This is a genomic window from Erythrobacter sp. MTPC3 (assembly GCF_042854385.1).
Taxonomy (GTDB): Bacteria; Pseudomonadota; Alphaproteobacteria; order Sphingomonadales; family Sphingomonadaceae; genus Erythrobacter.
In genome coordinates this window covers 369386-390037 of the sequence record NZ_BTGP01000001.1, presented here as the reverse complement: position 1 = coordinate 390037, position 20652 = coordinate 369386, and the positions used below count along the sequence as shown (strand labels likewise).

21 protein-coding genes and 2 tRNA genes are annotated in these 20652 nt (G+C 60.2%); 16 read left to right on the top strand and 7 right to left on the bottom strand.

The window, feature by feature from the left end; translation table 11 throughout:
* The first annotated feature begins 125 nt into the window (after window positions 1-125).
* From ACGHU1_RS01925 to ACGHU1_RS01910, 4 genes are all read left to right on the top strand, one after another.
* Window positions 126-1430: a thiamine pyrophosphate-dependent enzyme gene (locus ACGHU1_RS01925; protein WP_390582859.1), complete on the top strand. Its 1305-nt coding sequence runs from the start codon at window positions 126-128 to the stop codon at window positions 1428-1430.
* Window positions 1427-2485, top strand: coding sequence for an alpha-ketoacid dehydrogenase subunit beta (locus tag ACGHU1_RS01920; protein WP_390582857.1), 1059 nt, complete (start codon window positions 1427-1429; stop codon window positions 2483-2485). The genes ACGHU1_RS01925 and ACGHU1_RS01920 overlap by 4 nt, the downstream gene beginning before the upstream one ends.
* 231 nt (window positions 2486-2716) lie before the next feature.
* The gene (locus ACGHU1_RS01915) at window positions 2717-4042 is read left to right on the top strand and encodes a dihydrolipoamide acetyltransferase family protein (protein ID WP_390582856.1); all 1326 of its coding nucleotides are present in this window, start codon (window positions 2717-2719) and stop codon (window positions 4040-4042) included.
* Between the two features lie 102 nt (window positions 4043-4144).
* Window positions 4145-4221 (top strand) — tRNA-Asp (locus tag ACGHU1_RS01910).
* A gap of 61 nt (window positions 4222-4282) precedes the next feature.
* Here ACGHU1_RS01910 and ACGHU1_RS01905 read toward each other — a convergent pair.
* From ACGHU1_RS01905 to ACGHU1_RS01890, 4 genes are all read right to left on the bottom strand, one after another.
* Window positions 4283-4537, bottom strand: a complete 255-nt coding sequence (locus ACGHU1_RS01905) for a DUF2842 domain-containing protein (protein WP_390582854.1) — start codon at window positions 4535-4537, stop codon at window positions 4283-4285.
* On the bottom strand, window positions 4537-5112 hold the full coding sequence (locus ACGHU1_RS01900; RefSeq protein ID WP_390582852.1) for a 5-formyltetrahydrofolate cyclo-ligase: 576 nt from the start codon (window positions 5110-5112) through the stop codon (window positions 4537-4539). The genes ACGHU1_RS01905 and ACGHU1_RS01900 overlap by 1 nt, the downstream gene beginning before the upstream one ends.
* Before the next feature lie 297 nt (window positions 5113-5409).
* Entirely contained in the window at window positions 5410-5901 is a 492-nt protein-coding gene (locus ACGHU1_RS01895) for a cell division protein ZapA (RefSeq protein ID WP_390582850.1), read from the bottom strand.
* A complete protein-coding gene (locus tag ACGHU1_RS01890) occupies window positions 5898-6128 on the bottom strand; it encodes a hypothetical protein (protein ID WP_390582848.1) in 231 nt (76 codons plus the stop codon). The genes ACGHU1_RS01895 and ACGHU1_RS01890 overlap by 4 nt, the downstream gene beginning before the upstream one ends.
* Before the next feature lie 264 nt (window positions 6129-6392).
* Here ACGHU1_RS01890 and tkt point away from each other — a divergent pair, with 264 nt between their 5' ends.
* From tkt to ACGHU1_RS01860, 6 genes are read left to right on the top strand one after another with little or no spacing between them, the layout of a single operon-like run.
* Entirely contained in the window at window positions 6393-8390 is a 1998-nt protein-coding gene (tkt, locus tag ACGHU1_RS01885; RefSeq protein WP_390582846.1) for a transketolase, read from the top strand.
* 15 nt (window positions 8391-8405) lie between these two features.
* Window positions 8406-9413 carry a type I glyceraldehyde-3-phosphate dehydrogenase gene (gap, locus tag ACGHU1_RS01880; RefSeq protein ID WP_390582844.1) on the top strand — a complete coding sequence of 336 codons (1008 nt, stop codon included), beginning with the start codon at window positions 8406-8408 and terminating at the stop codon, window positions 9411-9413.
* 25 nt (window positions 9414-9438) lie between these two features.
* Window positions 9439-10647: a phosphoglycerate kinase gene (locus ACGHU1_RS01875; RefSeq protein WP_390582842.1), complete on the top strand. Its 1209-nt coding sequence runs from the start codon at window positions 9439-9441 to the stop codon at window positions 10645-10647.
* Window positions 10640-11068 carry a nuclear transport factor 2 family protein gene (locus tag ACGHU1_RS01870; RefSeq protein ID WP_390582840.1) on the top strand — a complete coding sequence of 143 codons (429 nt, stop codon included), beginning with the start codon at window positions 10640-10642 and terminating at the stop codon, window positions 11066-11068. Before ACGHU1_RS01875 ends, ACGHU1_RS01870 begins: the two co-directional genes overlap by 8 nt.
* A 25-nt stretch (window positions 11069-11093) precedes the next feature.
* Window positions 11094-11729 carry a 2OG-Fe(II) oxygenase family protein gene (locus tag ACGHU1_RS01865; protein WP_390582838.1) on the top strand — a complete coding sequence of 212 codons (636 nt, stop codon included), beginning with the start codon at window positions 11094-11096 and terminating at the stop codon, window positions 11727-11729.
* Between the two features lie 13 nt (window positions 11730-11742).
* Window positions 11743-12201 (top strand): PaaI family thioesterase, encoded by a 459-nt coding sequence (locus ACGHU1_RS01860; RefSeq protein ID WP_390582837.1) that lies wholly within the window; start codon window positions 11743-11745, stop codon window positions 12199-12201.
* Between the two features lie 13 nt (window positions 12202-12214).
* Here ACGHU1_RS01860 and ACGHU1_RS01855 read toward each other — a convergent pair whose 3' ends face one another.
* Window positions 12215-12970 carry a flavodoxin family protein gene (locus tag ACGHU1_RS01855; RefSeq protein ID WP_390582836.1) on the bottom strand — a complete coding sequence of 252 codons (756 nt, stop codon included), beginning with the start codon at window positions 12968-12970 and terminating at the stop codon, window positions 12215-12217.
* 245 nt (window positions 12971-13215) lie between these two features.
* Between ACGHU1_RS01855 and ACGHU1_RS01850 the strand changes: the two genes are divergently transcribed.
* Window positions 13216-14106 (top strand): fructose bisphosphate aldolase, encoded by an 891-nt coding sequence (locus tag ACGHU1_RS01850; RefSeq protein WP_390582834.1) that lies wholly within the window; start codon window positions 13216-13218, stop codon window positions 14104-14106.
* Between the two features lie 49 nt (window positions 14107-14155).
* The gene (gene thiE, locus ACGHU1_RS01845; protein ID WP_390582833.1) at window positions 14156-14821 is read left to right on the top strand and encodes a thiamine phosphate synthase; all 666 of its coding nucleotides are present in this window, start codon (window positions 14156-14158) and stop codon (window positions 14819-14821) included.
* 18 nt (window positions 14822-14839) lie between these two features.
* Here thiE and ACGHU1_RS01840 read toward each other — a convergent pair whose 3' ends face one another.
* Window positions 14840-15235, bottom strand: a complete 396-nt coding sequence (locus ACGHU1_RS01840; RefSeq protein ID WP_390582831.1) for an elongation factor P — start codon at window positions 15233-15235, stop codon at window positions 14840-14842.
* 260 nt (window positions 15236-15495) lie between these two features.
* On the opposite strand from ACGHU1_RS01840, the gene efp reads away from it, so the two are divergent.
* Window positions 15496-16059 carry an elongation factor P gene (gene efp / locus ACGHU1_RS01835; protein ID WP_390582829.1) on the top strand — a complete coding sequence of 188 codons (564 nt, stop codon included), beginning with the start codon at window positions 15496-15498 and terminating at the stop codon, window positions 16057-16059.
* Window positions 16060-16065: 6 nt separating this feature from the next.
* Window positions 16066-16884 carry an inositol monophosphatase family protein gene (locus tag ACGHU1_RS01830; RefSeq protein WP_390582827.1) on the top strand — a complete coding sequence of 273 codons (819 nt, stop codon included), beginning with the start codon at window positions 16066-16068 and terminating at the stop codon, window positions 16882-16884.
* A gap of 225 nt (window positions 16885-17109) precedes the next feature.
* On the opposite strand, the gene ACGHU1_RS01825 is transcribed toward ACGHU1_RS01830, so the two are convergent.
* Window positions 17110-17194: transfer RNA gene (locus ACGHU1_RS01825), tRNA-Leu, on the bottom strand.
* 218 nt (window positions 17195-17412) lie between these two features.
* Here ACGHU1_RS01825 and ACGHU1_RS01820 point away from each other — a divergent pair.
* The gene (locus ACGHU1_RS01820; protein WP_390582826.1) at window positions 17413-19212 is read left to right on the top strand and encodes an SLC13 family permease; all 1800 of its coding nucleotides are present in this window, start codon (window positions 17413-17415) and stop codon (window positions 19210-19212) included.
* A gap of 63 nt (window positions 19213-19275) precedes the next feature.
* Window positions 19276-20568 carry an amidohydrolase gene (locus tag ACGHU1_RS01815; RefSeq protein ID WP_390582824.1) on the top strand — a complete coding sequence of 431 codons (1293 nt, stop codon included), beginning with the start codon at window positions 19276-19278 and terminating at the stop codon, window positions 20566-20568.
* Window positions 20569-20652: the final 84 nt, after the last annotated feature.

The following is a 20652-nucleotide window of genomic DNA, read 5'->3' as shown; positions in this document are numbered from 1 at the left end:
TGACATACCCGCCCATTTGAGAGACACTTTAACAGGGGTGCGGGCAATCGGGGCGAACGGGAACTCCCCAAGCCGCCGCCGCATTCCTTCAAGGCGTATACGGACCCTGATGGGAGAGCAGTTTTATGGCCGATCCGGCCGATACCAACCCGAACACCGGCGACAACCGGCCCGCGCTTGCGCTGCATGTGCCAGAGCCGCGCTCGCGCCCCGGCGATCCTGTCAATTTCGCGGACGTTGAAATCAGTGAACCCGGCGCGCAGCCGCGCCCCGATGAAAGCGCCAAGCCCGAGGATATGAAAGACCTCGCCTACAGCCTCATCCGCGTGCTGGGAGATGACAACAAGGCGCATGGTCCGTGGGATCCGAAGCTTGACCCCGAAACCCTGCGCACAATGCTGGGCCATATGGCGATGGTTCGCGCGTTTGATGAACGGATGTTCCGCGGCCAGCGGCAGGGCAAAACTTCGTTCTACATGAAATGCACCGGCGAAGAGGCGACCAGCGTCGCTGCGTCGATGGCGCTTGCCAGCGATGACATGGTGTTCCCGTCATACCGCCAGCAGGGCATCCTGATCGCGCGCGGTTATCCGCTGATCGAGATGATCAACCAGATCTATTCGAACAAGGGCGACAAGCTGAAAGGCCGCCAGCTGCCGATCATGTATTCCAGCCGCGAGCACAGCTTTTTCAGCATCTCCGGCAACCTTGCGACGCAGACCCCGCAGGCCGTCGGCTGGGCGATGGCAAGCGCGATCAAGGGCGATAGCCGGATCGCCGCAACATGGGTGGGCGAAGGCTCCACGGCGGAGGGGGATTTCCACAGCGCCTGCACCTTTGCGACGGTGTATAATGCACCGGTTATCCTCAATATTATCAACAACCAGTGGGCCATCAGCAGCTTCTCCGGTTTTGCGGGTGCAGAGCGGACCACGTTCGCCGCGCGCGCGCTCGGATACGGGCTCGCCGGGCTGCGCGTGGATGGCAACGATGCTTTGGCGTGCTTTGCCGCGCAACAATGGGCCGCCAACCGCGCCCGCGCCAATCAGGGGCCAACCCTGATCGAATATTTCACCTACCGTGCAGAAGGGCACTCCACATCGGATGATCCGAGCGGTTATCGCAGCGCGCAGGAACGCGAAGAATGGCCGCTGGGCGATCCGGTGATGCGGCTCAAAAACCACCTCATCGCAATCGGTGAATGGGACGAGGACCGCCAGCAGGCGATGGACCTCAAATGCGCCGAGGAAGTGAAAGCGACGACCAAGGAAGCGGAAAAGAACGGCATTCTGGGCCACGGTATGCACCAGCCATTCAACACAATGTTCGAAGATGTGTTCGAGGAATTGCCATGGCATCTGAAAGAACAGGCCGCGCAGGCCACCCATGAACGCGAGGTCAAATGGCCCGAGGGGAGGCCAAAGTCATGAGCGCCGAAACCAAAACGGACGCGCCGGTTCAGGCTGACGGCGAACGCCGCATCAACATGATCGAGGCCATTAATGAGGCGCTCGACATCATGCTGGAACGCGATGACGACGTGATAGTCATGGGCGAAGATGTCGGCTATTTCGGCGGCGTTTTCCGCTGCACGGCGGGCCTTCAGGAAAAACACGGCAAAACGCGCGTATTCGACACGCCAATCTCCGAATGCGGGATCATCGGTGTGGCTGTGGGTATGGGCGCTTACGGCCTGCGCCCGGTGCCGGAAATTCAGTTCGCCGATTACATTTATCCCGGCCTCGACCAGCTGATTTCAGAGGCTGCGCGGCTGCGGTATCGTTCTGCCACGGAATACATCGCGCCGATGACGGTGCGATCGCCATTTGGCGGGGGCATTTTTGGCGGGCAAACGCACTCGCAATCGCCCGAAAGCATCTTCACCCATGTCTCGGGTTTGAAAACGGTCATTCCGGCGACGCCTTACGATGCGAAGGGGCTGCTGATTTCCTGCATCGAAGACAACGATCCGGTGATCTTTTTTGAACCAAAGCGTATCTATAACGGCCCGTTCACAGGCTTTTACGATAAGCCGGTCGAGCCATGGAAAAAGCACAAGGATGCCGCCGTACCGGAGGGATATTACAAGATCCCGCTGGGCAAGGCGCGCCATGTGACGCAGGGCGAAGCGCTGACCGTGTTGACTTACGGCACCATGGTCCACGTGGCAGAGGCGGTTTGCAAAGCGAAAGGCGTTGATGCCGAAATCCTGGACCTGCGCACACTCGTCCCGCTTGATATCGAGGCGATCGAAGCATCGGTGAAGAAAACCGGGCGCTGCCTGATCGTACACGAAGCGACACGGACCAGCGGGTTTGGCGCGGAGCTATCCGCCTTGGTGACGGAGCGGTGTTTCTATCACCTTGAGGCGCCGGTTGAGCGCGTTACCGGTTTCGACACGCCGTATCCGCACAGTCTGGAATGGGCGTATTTTCCCGGTCCGGTGCGGATCGGCGAGGCTCTCGACGCGATCCTGAAAGATTGATCCTGTGGCGCGCGGCACTTTCCTACCCACCGGTTTTGATGGCATGGCGGCGGCTATGATCATGGCCGCCGAACCGGAAAGAGTTGGAAAAGTGTCAACCGTGTCCAACAGAGCAATATTCAGCAATACCAATGGTTTGACCGTGTAGGCACCGCATGACACTTTTCGTATCTGTCACCTGTCTCCTACACACACGGCGCGAGCAATCGCAGTTCGAAGGATAGTTTGAAAATGGCCAAGTTCACATTCAACATGCCCGACGTGGGCGAGGGCGTCGCCGAGGCGGAGATCGTCGAATGGATGGTGAAAGTCGGCGATACCGTTGCCGAGGACCAGCATCTGGTCGATGTGATGACAGACAAGGCAACAATCGACATTGAAAGCCCGGTCGATGGCAAGGTCATCGAAGTTGCAGGCGAGGTTGGCGATGTGATCGCGGTTGGGTCGATGCTGCTGGTCGTCGAAGTCGAAGGCGACGTGGCCGAAGAGGCGGAGGACGCAGGAGAAACTGACGCTGCTCCGGTCAGCGAGACAACCGAAACACGCATTGAGGTGGAAAATCCCGATGCCTCTGACGCGGATGAGGCAATGGCGGCCGACCCTCAGCCCGCGCCCGCGCAGCCGGTCGAACCCGCGCCTGCCCCAGCCCCGGCACAAGCACCAGCCCCAGCTCCAGCGGCGCAGAGCAAGGTTCTCGCCACGCCCGCCGTGCGCAAACGCGCCCGCGATCTCGGCATTGATCTGGCCGACGTGAAACCCGCCGAAGACGGCCGCGTGCGCCACGGCGATCTTGATCAGTTCCTGTCCTACAATGCGGGCAGCGGTTTCGCAGCGGGCGGGAAAACGCGAGAGGATGAACCGATCAAGGTTATCGGCCTGCGCAAACGCATCGCCCAGAACATGAGCGCGGCAAAGCGCAACATTCCGCACTTCACCTACGTCGAAGAATGCGATGTGACCGAAATGGAGCGGATGCGCGCCGATCTGAACAGCGCGCGCGGTGACAAGCCGAAACTGACGATGCTGCCTTTGCTGGTCACGGCCATCTGCAAACTGATCCCGGACTATCCGATGATCAATGCGCGCTATGATGACGAGGCGAATATCGTCACCCGTCACGGCAGCGTGCATCTGGGAATGGCCGCGCAGACCGATAATGGCTTGATGGTTCCGGTGATCAAGGATGCGCAGAGCCGCAATATCTGGCAGCTGGCGCGCGAAATTGGCCGTCTGGCAGAGGCCGCGCGTGATGGCTCCGCCAAATCTGACGAGCTTTCCGGTTCGACCCTGACAGTAACATCGCTCGGCCCGCTGGGCGGGGTAGCGACCACGCCTGTTATCAACCGGCCCGAAGTGGCGATCATCGGCCCGAATCGGATCATCGAGCGCCCGATGTTCGTGGCCGGACCTGACGGCGTGGAGCGAATCGAGAAGCGCAAGTTGATGAATATTTCGATCAGCTGCGATCACCGTGTGGTCGATGGATATGACGCGGCAAGCTTCATTCAGGACATGAAAAAGCTGATTGAAACGCCAGTTTTGCTTTTGAGCGAATAAAGATCAAATTATCGCTGTCAGAGCCGTTGACAGCAAAGTTTGTGGGGCCTAATGGCCCTGCTCCCAAGCGGTGCAAACCACAGTTTGAACGAACAAGTTTAAGCGGGTGTAGCTCAGTTGGTTAGAGCGCCGGCCTGTCACGCCGGAGGTCGCGAGTTCAAGTCTCGTCACTCGCGCCACTTGGGACTTTCCTACATTACAGGCCGATACTATTCCCCGTGCGATGGCACAGGGATCATCTCACTCGCCGGGCGCAGGTTCCTCTGGCGGGGACGGTGGCGGGCTCCAGCTGCCGGTTTCCATCCAGATGAGGAACCGTTTCAGCGGGAGCAGCCAGATGAGGCCGAGGATCAGGTAAACGATGGTTTGTGCCCAGCCGGGCCAGCCACCGATGATGTCCGGGGCATACCGGGCAATCACAACCCCGTAGACGATGAGGAATACGAACAGGCTGATAATGCCAATAGGAATTCGCCAGGTTGGTGTTTCGCGCATCAGTCTATTCCGTAAATTCTTGTGGGGGTGACGACCGCGTCCATCGCGGCGTCGTGCGGCTGGACGGGCAGCTCTTCGCAAAGCTGCACATCCCATGCGAGCCCAATCGTCATGCGGCCCGGATGTTCCGCCAGCCAGCGGTCGTAATGCCCGCCGCCCTGTCCTAGCCGATCACCCGATGCGGTGAACCCAACGAGCGGGACGAACAGGACATCGGGCAGCAGCGCCTCGGCATCGGCGGGAGGTTGCGCGATATTGTATGGTCCTGCGGCGAGATTGCTCTCGCCAAAAGGATCATCGTGCGCGCGGAACTCCATCGCGCTTCCTCTGTCCGCGAAATAGGGCAGGGCAATGCGGTGGCCGCTTTCGTGGAAGAACCGCGCATAAGCTGCGGCGGGGGCTTCGCTTTCGCCGGCATGATAAAGGCCGATGGTTGCGTCCGCCCCGATCTTGGCGAGCAAGGGTGCAGGGGGCCGGTGGAACAAAAGCGCGCGGATATTGTCGCTTTGCGCAGCGACATGTTCGCGCCGGGCTTTTCGCAAGGAGGCGCGCAGCTTTGATTTGGTGATGGTCATTGCCGGGAAAGGTAAGCCGAGGGGCGCAGCCCCGCAAGGGCGACCGCCCGGCAGAAGCGGAGCGGCTCGCAAATGTTCCGCGCATGGGCAGCGAAGCGATAGCGCGACAAGTAAGTGACGGGACCACCATGAGTCGTTACCAGAGAAATCCTCTGACGCGAAAACGTCAGGTGGGCGCCGTATGCCCAAGCCCCCAGGACGAACCCGTTAACTCAGGCAGGGACAGCTCCCTATGGATTGCTTATAGCCTCAGGGATGTTCAAACGGTCGTACCGGGCAGCCCCGCCAACCATTGATCTAGTAGGCTTTGTCCCCGCCTTCAAGCGCCGTCGCAGTCTCTTCAGCCCGCTTTGCCAGCGCCTCAAGCCGTTCGATCACGTCGTCGCTCACCGAAGGGGCACCGAACAGATCGTGCTGATGGCTCGCGGCCTCGTGCATTTCGGCCAGTTCAGACTTGAGTGCCGCAATTTCTTCGCGAGCGCGCGCCTCGGATTTGGTGAGCGTTTCAATCTCTGCGCGAAGCTCGGCTTTTTTGCCGCCGGATCGCACCATTTCATGCTCGGCCGATTGCGAGGTGGTTTCCGCCGTTTTGCGGGCCTCGGACAGTTCGTCCGCGAGAAACAGCGCGGCAAACAGCATGTTCTGCGCCTCTTGCGGCATACGTGCATCGCCCAGCTGCGCGTATTTCTCGTCGATCATCGCGGCGAGGGCAGTGATGTGATCTTCCTCGCCATCGGCGCAATTGACCGTGTAGGAGTGTCCCCCGATGTCGAGCGTGACGCGGCTCATTTTTCGAGATCCGTGATAATATCGTCAAGCTGGCGCAAGGTATCGGCCACTTCTTCACGCAGCTTTTCATGGCTGTTCACCAGCGCCAGCACTTTCGGCGGAGCTTGGGCTGCCTGATCAGGAGCGGGAGCCGCGTTTTCATGCGGCGCAGGCGCAGGAGCGGCGGCGATACGCTGCAATGCGGCGTCAATGCGCGCCATGGCAGATACGATCCGGCTTTCACCCATGCAGCGAGAAATACCAGATTGCCGTGTCTGCGCAAAGCGTTGTGCCGTCCTGTTGATAAGTGGTGTCGGGTGATGCTCCGCGTTTTTTCGATTTGCGTCATCGCGGGGCAAATGGGGAGGGGCGGGCGAGCGCCGCTTGACCTCATCATACCGCTCGGCAATGGCATCCCGTAAAGATCGAATCGAACCCGATTGCGGTCGGCAGCGTTCGCGGCTTCCCTATTTAGCCGGACTTCGCGGACCAGCAGGAGAGACCAGACCAGCATGACGATGAAACCCGCCCGCTTGCAGAACATGGCCAACGCCATTCGCGCGCTTTCAATGGACGCTGTTCAGGCCGCCAATTCCGGCCACCCGGGTATGCCGATGGGCATGGCCGATGTCGCCACGGTGCTTTTCCAGAACCACCTGAAATTCGATCCCTCACGCCCCGATTGGGCCGACAGGGACCGGTTTGTCCTATCGGCGGGGCACGGATCGATGCTGATTTACAGCCTGCTCCACCTGTCCGGCTATGCCCGTCCGACGATGGAAGATATCCGCAATTTCCGGCAGCTGGGCAGCCCGTGTGCAGGCCACCCCGAAAACTTCCTGCTCGAAGGCGTCGAATGCACCACCGGACCTTTGGGTCAGGGGCTCGCCATGGCGGTTGGCATGGCGATGGCAGAACGCCACCTTAACGCTGAATTTGGTGACGATCTGGTCGATCACCGCACCTGGGTGGTAGCAGGCGACGGATGCCTGATGGAGGGGATCAATCACGAGGCGATCGGTCTGGCGGGTCACCTGCATCTGGGCCGGTTGATCGTCCTGTGGGATGACAACAACATCACGATTGATGGCACCGCCGACCTTTCGACCAGCGAAGACGTGAAAGCACGCTACGCAGCGACCGGATGGCATGTCGTATCCTGCGACGGCCATGACTTCGACGATATCGAACGCGCACTCGAAGAGGCGAAAGCTTCAGAGCTTCCCTCGCTTGTCGCGTGCAAAACCATTATCGGCAAAGGCGCTCCGAGCAAACAGGGAACCAGCGCGACGCACGGCGCTCCGCTAGGTCCGGAAGAAATCGCCGCAGCGCGCGATCTGCTAGGCTGGGAAGCCGAACCGTTCAAAGTGCCCAGTGACATCCTCGCCGATTGGCGCGCGGCGGGCGATGGCGGCAGCGAAGCGCATGGCGCGTGGCAGACCCGGCTCGACGCGTCGGCTGACAAGCAGGCTTTTGAACGCCGGATGAGCGCGATTGACGATCAAGCATCGTCCGCCATTCAGGCTCACATCCGCAGCCTCGCAAGCGACCCGCAGAAAGTCGCGACCCGCAAAGCGTCGGAAATGGCGCTGGGTCCGCTGACGGAGGCGATCCCGCAGATGATTGGCGGCAGCGCCGATCTCACCGGCTCCAACAACACCAAGACGCCATCTACGCTGCCGATGACGGCGGACGATTATTCGGGCCGGTATGTCTATTACGGCATTCGCGAATTCGGGATGGCTGCGGCGATGAATGGCATGGCGCTGCATGGCGGAGTGGTGCCGTATGGTGGCACGTTCCTGATCTTCTCCGATTATTGCCGCAATGCAATCCGGTTGTCGGCTCTGCAAAAGACCCGCGCGATCTATGTGATGACGCATGACAGCATCGGTCTGGGCGAAGATGGACCTACGCACCAGCCGGTCGAGCAGGTGATGAGCCTGCGTCTTGTCCCCAACCTCAATGTTTTCCGCCCGTGCGATACGATTGAAACCGCCGAATGCTGGGCGCTTGCGATTGAATCGCCGGAAACGCCTTCGGTGCTGGCCCTGTCGCGCCAGGGACTGCCGCAATTGCGGGGCGAAGGCGATGAAGAGTGGACCAGCGCGTCCAATCGCAGTGCCAAGGGCGGATACCGGATGCGCGCTGCATCGGCAGAGCGGAAAGTCGTAATCGTTGCATCGGGCAGCGAAGTCGCACTTGCGATGGAATGCGCCGACCAGCTGGAGAAAGACGGCATCGGCGCCGATGTCGTTTCGATGGTGTGCGCCGAGCTTTTCGATGCGCAGGACGATGATTACCGCGCGGACGTGCTGCCGTCGGACGCCCTGATCGTGTCTATCGAGGCAGGCAGCACGCTGGGCTGGGAACGCTATACCGGTCGCGGCGGCCTGAACATCGGCATCGACAGCTTTGGCGCTTCGGCGCCGGCGAAGGATCTCTTCGCGCATTTCGGTTTCACAGCGGACGATATCGTTCCGCAAATCCAGAACAAATTGAACAGCTAAGCAGGAGTTTCTATCATGGCTACCAAAGTTGCCATCAACGGTTTCGGCCGCATCGGACGTCTTGTCGCACGCGCCATTCTCGAACGCAGCGATCACGATCTTGAACTGGTTTCGATCAACGATTTGGCGGATACGAAATCCAACGCGCTGCTGTTTAAATACGATTCGACGCATGGCCGCTTCCCCGGCGAGGTGGACGTGAAAGACGGCGCGATCGTGGTTGGCGGAAAATCGATCACGGTCACATCTGAGCGTGACCCGGCCAATCTTCCGCACGCGTCGCAGGGCATCGACATTGTTCTGGAATGCACCGGCTTCTTCCAAAGTGATGAGGCATGCCGCCCGCATCTTTCGGCCGGGGCCAAGCGGGTGCTTATCTCTGCTCCTGCAAAGAACGTATCGGCCACCATCGTTTACGGCGTGAACCATGACGTGCTGACCGCAGACGATGTGATCGTGTCCAACGCAAGCTGCACGACCAACTGCCTTTCGCCAATTGCCAAGGTGCTGAACGACACGGTCGGGATTGAACGCGGTTTCATGACCACGATCCATTCCTACACCAACGATCAGCGGATGCTGGACCAGATGCACAGCGACATGCGCCGTGCACGCGGCGGTGCGCAGAACATGATCCCGACCACGACCGGCGCAGCGCGCGCAGTGGGTCTGGTACTGCCGGAACTCGCAGGCAAGCTGGACGGGTCATCCGTCCGCGTGCCGACGCCGAACGTCAGCCTTGTTGATCTGGTGTTCCAGCCGGGCCGCGATACCTCCGCAGAGGAGCTGAATACCGCGCTGAAAGCCGCCGCTGATGGCGCGATGAAGGGTGTGCTGGATTACACCGATGAACCGCTGGTATCGTCCGATTTTAACCATCACCCGGCCAGCTCGACCGTGGACAGCCTGGAAACCAGCGTGATGGAGGGCAAACTTGCCCGCGTCGTGTCGTGGTATGACAACGAATGGGGTTTTTCCAACCGCATGATCGACACCGCTGGTGTGATAGCAAAGTTTCTCTGACTAGATCGAACTGAAGGGGCGCGACATGGCCGCATTCAAGACACTCGATGATCTCGGGGACGTGACCGGAAAGGTCGCACTCGTCAGGGTCGATCTCAATCTGCCGATGAAAGAAGGCTCGGCCAGCGATGTGACCCGGGTCGAGGCGGTCAAGCCAACGATTCTGGAACTGGCGGACAAGGGTGCGAAAGTGCTGCTGCTGGCGCATTTCGGCCGTCCCGGCGGCAAGCGGTCCTCGGTCCTGTCCACCAGCATGGTCGTCGGCGATGTTGAGAAGGTGCTGGGCAAGGAACTGATGTTCATTCCCGAGGTCGCCGGACCCGTGGTCGAACAATCCATCGGCATCCTCCGAAACGGCGATATAGGCTTACTCGACAACACCCGTTTCTGGGCGGGAGAGACCGACAACGATCCAAACTTTGCGCAGGCCATCGCGGCGCATGGCGATTTCTACGTAAACGATGCTTTCAGCGCCGCACACCGTGCCCACGCAACGACGGAGGGCATCACGCATTTCCTCCCGTCCTATGCGGGCCGCGCGATGGAAGCGGAGCTAAAGGCGCTCGACGCGGCGCTAGGCACGCCCGAACAGCCGGTTGCCGCGGTCGTCGGCGGGGCGAAGGTTTCAACCAAGCTTGCCGTGCTCGAAAATCTGGTCGGCAAGGTCCAGCATTTGATCATCGGCGGCGGCATGGCAAACACGTTCTTGGCCGCGCGCGGGGTCGATGTGGGCAAGTCGCTGTGCGAGCATGACCTTACCGATACCGCATCCAAGATCATGGATCAGGCGGACCACGCCGGTTGCACCGTTCACCTGCCATACGATGTAGTCGTGGCGAAGGAATTTGCCGCCAACCCGCCTAGCCTGCGCACCTGCAACGTGCACGAAGTCGCTGAAGACGAGATGATCCTCGATATCGGACCGCAGGCGACTGAGGCGCTGGCCGATGTCCTTAAAACATGCCGCACCCTTGTCTGGAATGGCCCGCTGGGCGCGTTCGAGACAGAACCGTTCGATGCGGCGACCGTGGCCCTTGCGCGGCATGCGGCTGCTTTGACGCAGGAAGGTTCGCTTATCAGCGTGGCTGGCGGGGGCGATACGGTTGCGGCGCTCGCGCAGGCCGGCGTGACCGAAGATGTGACCTATATCTCGGCTGCGGGCGGCGCGTTCCTGGAATGGATGGAGGGCAAGACACTGCCCGGCGTCGCGGCGCTAGAAAACAGCGATGGCTGACCTTCTCCCGCAGTTCGAAGTGCTCGAAAACCAATTGATGCGCGCATGGCTCCACCGCGATCTTGCGGGGATCAAGCAGAGCATGGCGAGCGAATGCATAACGATGTTCGGCACGCGCCCCCCGGCGTTACTCGACCGGCCAAGTTTCCTTGCCGCGGTCCAAGGAGAATTGTTGTGCGAGGCGTTTCGCTTTCAGGAAATCACCGCTCGGCAATATGGCAAATGCGTATGGTTCACCGGCCATGTTGAGCTGGAACTGAAGCTGGGTCGGCGCGAATGGGCAGGCAATTTTCTGATCACCGATCTTTGGCGCAAAACTCCGATCCGCCGCCGCTGGATGCTAACCGAACGCAGCCTTGCCCGCGTGGAAGACAGCACCGCAATGTCCGACGCGATCCGCGCGCTGCAATTGTGGCGTTAAGGGCGGGTTGGGGTAAAACAACCGCATGAGCCAGACGCGCCATCTCTTCACGACCCCGTTCATTATCGACAAGCTGCAAAGCACCGAGGGTATCCGCGTCCTGCGTGAGGCGATCCTCGCGGAAAAAGCGCGGGATGCAGCGGGCGTTGAAATCTCCAATATCGGCGGCTGGCATTCGAACACGGATATGCTGGACTGGGGCGGGGAAGCGGCGCGTGCGCTCGCGTTCAAGGCAATGAGACTGGCTGACGAAAATACGGTGAATGTCGGCAAAGACAGCGGCCACGAATATGAGTGGGTGCCAGAAATGTGGGCGAACGTGTCCACCGCCGGAAACGCCAATCAATACCACGCCCATCCAGGAAGTTACTGGTCGGCGGTGGCCTATATCGATGACGGTTACGATGGTTCGGACGAGCCGGGGCAGGGCGGCCATTTGCAATTGTACGATCCGCGTATGCCGATGGTACGCATGACCGCGCCCGACCTTCGCCTGAAGGACGAGGCGGGATCGGCCCAGAATAACGAACCCACCGTCAGGCCCGCGACCGGCCTCATCGTGATATTCCCAAGCTGGCTGCAGCATTCGGTGCGCGCGTTCCATGGCAAGGGGACGCGGATATCCGTGGCGATCAACCTTGTCCCTGCGCGCAAGGCATAAAGGACACTCGCATATGACCGACCAGACAACGGACAGCACCAGCTACGGCACGCTTGCTTTATGCGAGGAAGGCGAATTTGCCGGGTGGCGGTATTGGGAGGGCGATCCGTTCGAAACGCGGTCCGGTCCGTTCTATATGCAGCGCGAGGATGACGGCAGCTACACCAGCGCGTTTCGCACAGAGGATCGCCACATGAACGGCGGCGGCTTTCTGCACGGGGGCTGCCTGATGACCTTTGCCGACTTTGCGCTGTTTGCCATCGCCACCGATGAATTGGCGGGCGATCATGCGGTGACGATGAACCTTTCAGGCGATTTTCTGGGCGCGGCTGGCCCCGGCGCTTTGATGCAGGCGCGGGGCGAGGTGACGCGCGGCGGCGGCAAGACGATCTTCGTGCGCGGCATGGTGACCGCAGACGGGGAGCCCGCGCTCAGCTTTACCGGAATAATTCGCCGCTTCAGGAAACGCTGATCTTTGCTGGCGATTAACGGTGTTCGGGGTTGGGCGCGTCGAAGCGTCGGCCTTCGCTCCACAATTCGGCGCTGTTGCCGTGCGAAGGGATGCCGCCTGCATCTTTCAGCATCCGCGCAAAATGCATCAGATTCCATGTCATGAATGTGGTGTTCCGGCGGGTGAAATCGTTGTCGAAACCCGCGCGGCTGCCATCGTCCCGCTCATCGCCATATGACGCGCCGGGGCCAGCCTCCCCAATCCAGCCGGCATCTGCCTGAGGCGGGATGGTAAAGCCGACATGCTGCATGCTGTATAATATGCCCATGCCGCAATGTTTGATCCCGTCCTCATTGCCGGTGATCAGTGTCCCGCCGACCTTGCCGTAAAATACGTATTGGCCTTTGCTGTTTTGCTGGCTGGAATGAGCGTACAGCTTTTCAATCATCAATTGGCAGACCGAGCTTTTCTCTCCCAGCCAGATCGGCGTTCCCAGTACGACGATATCGGCATCCTGCACCTTGTCCCAAAGCAGCGGCCACTCGTCTTTTTCTGCGCCGTGCTCTGTCATGTCGGGATAGACGCCGTATGCAAGATCGAAATCGGTCGCGCGCACGCGGTCCACATTGACCTTGTTCTTCTCCATAATCGCCGCGCTCATGTCGATCAGGGTATCTGTGTGGCTAGGCTCGGGCGAGTATTTCAGGGTGCAGTTGATGAACAACGCGGACAAATCGCTGTAATCTGCTGGGGCGTTCTCACACAAATCCGACTGGGTTTTGTCGAGCATTACTGTGTCTCCTCATATACTCTTTAAGCGGCGATACCGCGGCCGCTCTCCACCTAATACGCTTGGCAGCGCAAAAGGTTACGGTTCCGGGAACGCCGACGCGGTTGCTCGTAAGGGTTAGGGAAATGTCCGTTTTGGGCGGTTGCGGGCCTCTGTAGCACTGGCTAATGCGCGCTTGTAATCCACGCGCATAGGTATGCGCTGCGCGCAACCGACAATGCCCAGACTGACAAGGACGAAGCCCCATGAATACCGAACGGATGACCGCCAAGATCAAAGACGGACAAGGCTTCATCGCGGCGTTGGACCAGTCGGGCGGCTCCACGCCAAAGGCTTTGCGCGGGTACGGTGTTCAGGATGACGAATGGTCAGGCGACGATGAAATGTTCGCCCAGATCCACGCAATGCGCAGCCGGGTCATCACCTCGCCGTGTTTCGGGCAGGGCAAGGTAATCGGCGCGATCCTGTTTGAAAAAACGATGGACGGCTCGGTCGATGGCAAATCGACCGCCGAGGCGTTGAAGGCACGCGGGATCGTGCCTTTTATCAAGGTTGATCAGGGTCTCGCCGATGAAGAGAACGGCGCGCAATTGATGAAGCCGCTGGATAAGCTGCCGGCATTGCTTGAAAAATCGGTCGCTTACGGAATGTTCGGCACCAAAATGCGCTCGGTCATCAAATCGGCCAACGCCGATGGTATCGCTGCCGTGGTCGAGCAGCAGTTTGCGGTTGGCAACCAGATCGCCGATGCGGGCCTCATGCCCATGCTGGAGCCGGAATTCGATATCACCGCCGATGACCGGGCTGCGGGCGAAGACATCCTGCTTACCGAAATCATGAAAGGGCTCGATGCGCTTCCCGAGGGGCGTCAGGTGATGCTTAAACTGTCGATCCCTACAAAAGCGGGGCTTTATACCCCGGCGATCGAGCATCCGAATGTGCTGCGCGTGGTCGCGCTTTCGGGCGGGTATTCCACCGATGAGGCGTGCGAGAACCTGGCCAAGAACCCCGGCATGATTGCCAGTTTCAGCCGCGGCCTGCTTCAGGATTTGCGCAAAGACCAGTCGGACGATGATTTCGACGGAACGCTGGGCAAGGCGATCGACAAAATTTCTGCAGCCAGCTGCGCCGGGTAACCCTGCAAGTCCGATTGGCGCGGCTGAAAGAGCGCGCTATGGGGCGCGTATGAGTGAAACACCGACACAGCTTTACCTGATTTCGCCCGAAGACGTTGACGGAGCGTTTCCGCAGCGTCTCGAACGCGCGCTTGCGGCTGGAAAAGGCACCGTCACTGCATTTCAATTCCGTGTGAAAGGCGTTGATGACCAGCACCGGCTCGCTGATTTGGCGAAGCCGCTTCAGGCGGCGTGCGCGGCGCATGATGTGGCGTTCGTTGTGAATGACAGCGTGCCGCTGGCGAAACGGCTGAAAGCGGACGGCGTGCATCTGGGTCAAGGTGACGGCGATCCCAAAGAGGCGCGCGAGGAACTGGGCCGCGATGTGCAGATCGGCGTTACGTGTCACGCCTCCAAGCATCTGGCGATGGAGGCCGGGGAGGCGGGCGCGGATTACGTCGCATTCGGCGCGTTTTTCGACAGCACAACAAAAGATAAAGGCGAGGCCGAGCGCCCAACGCTTGAAACGCTGGAATGGTGGAGCGGCCTGTTTGAAATCCCTTGCGTTGCCATAGGCGGCATTACGCCCGGCAATTGCGGTCCGCTGGTCGAAGCCGGGGCGGATTTTATCGCCGTGTCAGGCGCGGTGTGGAACGGCGATGAAGTCGCAGCGGTGGAGGCATTTGCTGCCGCAATCGCCGATGCAGACGCGCGGAAAGCGGCCAAAGACGCCTAATCGCCCACGGAAGGCAAACTAGCTGTTGCCGCCCAGACGGATGCAGCGCAGTTTTGTGCGCTTGCCTGAAGCGTTCAGCTGGCGCAGCTGATTGGTGCTGATGCGTTCAAACTGCTCGCCCTTTTTCGGGCCGCGCGTGAATGTCAGCCTGTCACCGCGCAAGATGTAATTCCCGCGGCCCTGCGCACTGGTGTAGCTGGACGCGGTGCCGATGCTGAAACCCTCCGCCTCGACCACTTCATAGGCTTTTCCGCCAGCATCGCCGGGTAATGCGCACTGGTATGCGCCATGCGGCATAGTGCGCAGCATTCCGCCGGGCGCGTTGGCCGGTGCCGATTGCTGTGACATCAGCGGCGATGCTGCCGCCACAAACGCGGCGAAAGCTGTCAGCATAAAGACGTGGGACGTTTTCATTCAGGTGATTCCATTGTGGAGCACGGCCATAGCCTGCCGCGGGTGCGGGTTAAACGGCGTTTACCATAGCTGGCTGAATTGAGCCTGAAAGACAGAAGCGGGCGGCGCGCGGGCGGCGCGGGCACGATGCGGGGGCGTGCGCTGCGCTCCCTACGCTTGCCGTGGCGAGCGGGCTTCGCTATTGGCGCGCATCATTATCCCGCGCGCGCATCTCTTTGGCGTGCGCCGTTCACTTTTCCGATACAAAGGCAACTGGCCCCATGAAAATCAGCGGCGTCGACATTCGTCCCGGCAACATTCTGGAATATGAAAAAGGCATCTGGAAAGTTGCCAAGATCCAGCACACCCAGCCGGGTAAGGGCGGGGCGTATATGCAGGTCGAGATGAAGAACCTGCAGGATGGCCGCAAAACGAATGTCCGTTTCCGCAGCGCCGACACCGTGGAAAAGGTGCGGCTCGACACCCAGGAATACCAGTTTCTGTACGAAGACGGCGACATGCTGGTCTTCATGGATCAGAACACATACGAACAGATCAACCTGCCAACTGATCTGTTGGGGGATGCGCGCGCGTTCCTGCAGGACGGGATGCAGGTGAAGCTGGAGCTGTGGGAAGAAAAGCCCATCAGCGTCGAATTGCCCCAGCAGGTCGAGGCTGAAATTGTTGAGGCCGATGCCGTGGTGAAGGGGCAGACCGCTTCTTCCAGCTACAAACCGGCCGTGCTCGACAACGGAGTCCGCATTATGGTTCCGCCGCACATCGAAAGCGGCACGCGCATCATCGTTGATGTGTACGAACAAACCTATGTCGGGAAAGCGAGTTAACCCGATATGAGCATGTTTTCAGGCCTGATCCGCGTCATGGAACGCGCTGCTCGCAAGGCAGGCAACCGCCTGCGCCGCGATTTTGGCGAGGTCGAGCATCTTCAGGTGAGCCAGAAAGGTCCGGCAGATTTCGTGTCGAAGGCCGATATGCGCGCCGAACGCATCCTTTACGACGAATTGCTGAACGCCCGTCCGGGCTGGGGCTTTGTATTGGAAGAGGCTGGCGTTATCGAAGGTGACGAGGGTATGCCGCGCTGGATCGTCGATCCCTTGGACGGGACGACCAATTTCCTCCACGGCATCCCGCATTTTGCCATCAGCATCGCGGTCCAGGAACCGCGCCTGGATGGCAAGGGGTGGGGCGAAGTCACGGCAGCAGTGGTCTATCATCCGATCAATGACGAGACATATTGGGCAGAGAAATCGCGCGGCGCGTGGCTGCAGGATGCACGGCTGCGCGTATCGGGCCGCCGGGCGCTTTCGGAATCGCTGATTGCAACGGGCATTCCGTTTCAGGGCCACGGTGATTTTGCCGAATGGAGCCGCATTTTCGGCGCTATCGGCCCTGAGGTCGCGGGTATCCGCCGCTTTGGCGCAGCATCGCTCGACATGGCCTACGTCGCGCAGGGGCGTTTTGACGGGTTCTGGGAAAGCGGTTTGAACGACTGGGATACAGCGGCAGGCTGCTTGCTGGTGCGCGAAGCTGGCGGTTTCGTCAGCGATTTTCGTGGGCGTTCCAATCCGATCCATTCCGCGCAGGTGCTTGCCGCGAATGATGCGCTGCATTCCCGCCTGCATAAACTGCTCGCGGGATCGCTGCGTTAGTTTTAGCGCGGCCCTCTCCAGGGCGCTGGCTTCTCGCTCATGCGCCTTTCAGGCGCGTCGCTGCGGGCGGGCGGTCGCCCTTGCGGCGCTCTGCGCCGTTCATAGCTGCAAGTGTGGGTTTGATGAGATTCCCGCGCTCAAATAGCAGAGCGGTAGCGCACAAAAACGCGCTAAAGTAGCGAGGCGGTAGCGCACGACAATACGCACACAAACGCGTTCTGAATTTGGTGCCCCTGGCCCGACTCGAACGGGCACTCCCGAAGGAAAGCGATTTTGAGTCGCTCGCGTCTACCAATTCCACCACAGGGGCACACCTGAGCAGAGCGCGGCTGTTAGCTGGCTCGGTTCGCCGCTTCAAGAGCGCATTGACGCTTTTCACGCGATTGGATGGCGGTGCACGTGGTCCGCTGATGTCCTGAATTCGGATCGCCGCAGAGAAACGGCGCGCCACGAAAGTCCCGCAGTGGCCCATGGAGGCTAAAATCGCTTGATCTTACTGCGGTAAGTTGAGACATCGCGCGAAGCCACATGGTCGATTTCCCATCCTATCACGCACTCGCTGCAATGATTGTTACGGTGCTCATGTTCGTCGGCTTCGTTCGCGGACGCATGTCGATCGAGATCGTGTCGCTGCTGACCATCGCTGTCATCGCGGTTGGCCTCTATTTCTTCCCGCTGGAAGGGACGCGCCCGATTGACGGGCTGGCGCTCGCATTCGGGGGCTTTGGACACTACGCGCTGATCACGATTTGCGCGCTGATGGTGATGGGCCGGGGGCTAGTCGTTACAGGCGCGCTGGAACCGGCGGCGCGTGTGCTGGAACGGGTGTTCAAGGTGAACCTGCAGCTTGGTCTGCTGGTATCGCTGCTGATCGGCTTTTTTCTCTCGATGTTCGTGAACAACACGCCGGTTCTGGTGCTGATGATCCCGATTTTTGCCGCGCTAGCCAGCCGGGGCGCCTTGCCAACTTCGAAAACACTGATGCCGCTCAATTCTGCGTCTCTGCTCGGCGGATTGGCGACCACCATCGGGACATCCACCAATATTCTGGTGGTCTCGATCGCGGTTGATCTTGGGATGCGCGAGATCGGCGTGTTCGATTTCACCCCGCTCGTGTTGCTCGCCGGGCTGGTCGCGCTGCCATATATGTGGCTCGTCATGCCGCGCCTGCTGGATGACAACCGGACCGAGGCGGATGATAATGTCCGCCGGTTCCACACCCGGCTGCGTATCGGCGGGGAAAGCCAGCTGGTCGGTATGGACGCGAAGCAGTTGCTGACCAAGCTACCGGAGGGGATCCGTTTCCACGGCGATCCAAAGGGGCCGTTACAGGCGCAGCAGCGGCTGCATCTCTCCGGCACGCACGAAGGGTTGGAGGACGCCGTTCGCGATCTGAAGGGTGAACTTGCTCCGAACTGGGTGCTCGACCGGATCAAACGCAACGCATCGGCTGCGGATGAAGACATCCTCGTCGTAGAAATGACGGTGACAGCCGACAGCCGCCTGCTGACACGCACGCTGCCATCATCAGGCATTGCCGATCTTTACGGGGTCGCGGTGCTCGGCATCCACCGGCCAGAACGGCTTTTGGGAGAGAAAGACCAGTATTCAACCGGCGGCGATCTGCGAATCATGGAAGGCGACGTGCTGCTGGTGATGGGCCTGCAATACGATCTGGAGGCATTTTCCCGCGCGGACAGTCTGCTCATGCTCGAAGGTGTGCGCGAGCTTCCGCGGCGCTCCAAGGCGGTGCTTTCAGCGGCAATCATGGGCTTTTCGGTCCTGCTCGCATCATTCGGCATCCTGCCCATCGCGATTTCCGCGTTGGCTGGTGCGATCCTGATGTTTGTGACCGGATGTGTGAAGTTCGACCGCGTCGGCCGGGCTTTGTCGGGCCAGGTCATCGTGCTGGTCGCCGCGAGTATCGCAATCGGCCGCGTCATTGATGAAAGCGGGGCTGCGATGTGGCTGGGAGAATTGCTCTCCATCGGGCTGGGTGTGTTGCCGCCTGCGCTGGTTCTGGCGGCCATCATGGCGTTTGTGACCGTGCTGACGAACTTTGCGTCAAATGCGACCGCAGCGACGGTCGGCACGCCGATTGCATTCAGCATCGCCGCTCAGCTTGGCCTGCCGGCAGAGCCGCTGGTGCTGGCCGTGCTGTTCGGCTGCAACCTATGTTACGCCACCCCGATTGCCTATCAGACGAATATGCTGATCATGGCGGAGGGCAATTACGACTTTGCAGATTACGTGCGCACCGGCGTGCCGCTGGTGGCATTGATGGTGACGACTTTGTCGATCCTGCTTGTGCTCTGGTATGGGCTATAACGACGACGCGAACTTTACGGGGAGAATGCAGTGCTAAAACGGGTTTTGACAGCGGGTGCAGCGATGGCTGCCATAATGGCGGCGCCAGCCCACGCGGACGATCTGCGCGGGGAAGTGGCGGCGGATATGCCGGCGCTGATGGAGCTGTATAAGGACTTGCACGCCAACCCAGAGCTCAGCTTTCAGGAAGTCGAAACGGCGGCAAAACTCGCCGCTCGTGCTCGCGCTCTCGGCTTTGAAGTCACCGAAGGGGTGGGGCGGACCGGTGTGGTCGCTGTTATGCGCAACGGCGAAGGGCCTACGGTCATGCTGCGCGCCGATATGGATGGCCTACCGGTGATTGAGCAGACCGGACTGCCCTATGCCTCCAAACGCATGGCGGTACCCGCCAATGGCGTTGAAACCGGCGTCATGCACGCCTGCGGTCATGACCTGCATATGGCAGCATGGGTCGGCGCAGCGCAGCTTTTGACCGAACGCAAGGATGAATGGTCGGGCACGCTCGTCATGATCCTGCAACCGGCAGAAGAGATCGGCGAAGGCGCACTGGCGATGCTCGAAGACGGCCTCTATGAACGCTTCCCTAAACCCGATTACGTCCTCGCATTTCACGACGCCGCGCAGGCGCCCGCCGGATTTATCGGTTATTCCAAAGGTTATGCGCTGGCCAATGTCGACAGCGTCGATGTGACGATACCGGGCGTGGGCGGACACGGCGCGTATCCGCATACGACCATCGATCCCGTTGTAATCGGGTCCAGCATCGTGATGCGCCTGCAAACACTCGTGAGCCGCGAAATTAGCCCGCTGGAACCGGCGGTAGTGACTGTCGGCAGTTTTCAGGCCGGGTCAAAGCACAACATTGTGCCGGATGAGGCGCGTTTGCAGATCACGGTGCGCAGCTACACAGACGAAGTTCGCGCAAGTCTGCTTGAAGGGATTGAGCGGATCGCCCGCGCCGAAGCTATGGCAGCAGGCATGCCCGAAGATAAGCTGCCAGAGGTGTCTGTGCAGGATCCGTACACGCCATCGACTTATAATGACCCGGAGTTTACCGACCGAGTGATGGCCGGCCTGAATGGCCGTTTCGAAGGGCGCATTTTCGAAGTGCCCAGTGTGATGGGCGGCGAGGATTTTGGACAGTTCCGCCGCGCCGATCCTGAAAACGTGGAATCGCTCATCTTCTGGGTCGGCGGCGTTCCGCAGGACAAATACGAAGCGTCCCAGCGCGGCGAGGCTGAACTTGTTTCGCTGCATTCACCGTTCTGGGCGCCCGATGCCCCTGTTGTCATCGCGACGGCAACAGAGGCGCTAACGGCTGCGACACTGGACCTGATGCCCAAATCGGGCGGCTGATCACCGTAATATCTGGGCGCAAGCTGCCCAAACGATGACGGCCGCCGAACCAGGGTTTCCCCTGTTCCGGCGGCCGTATTCTCC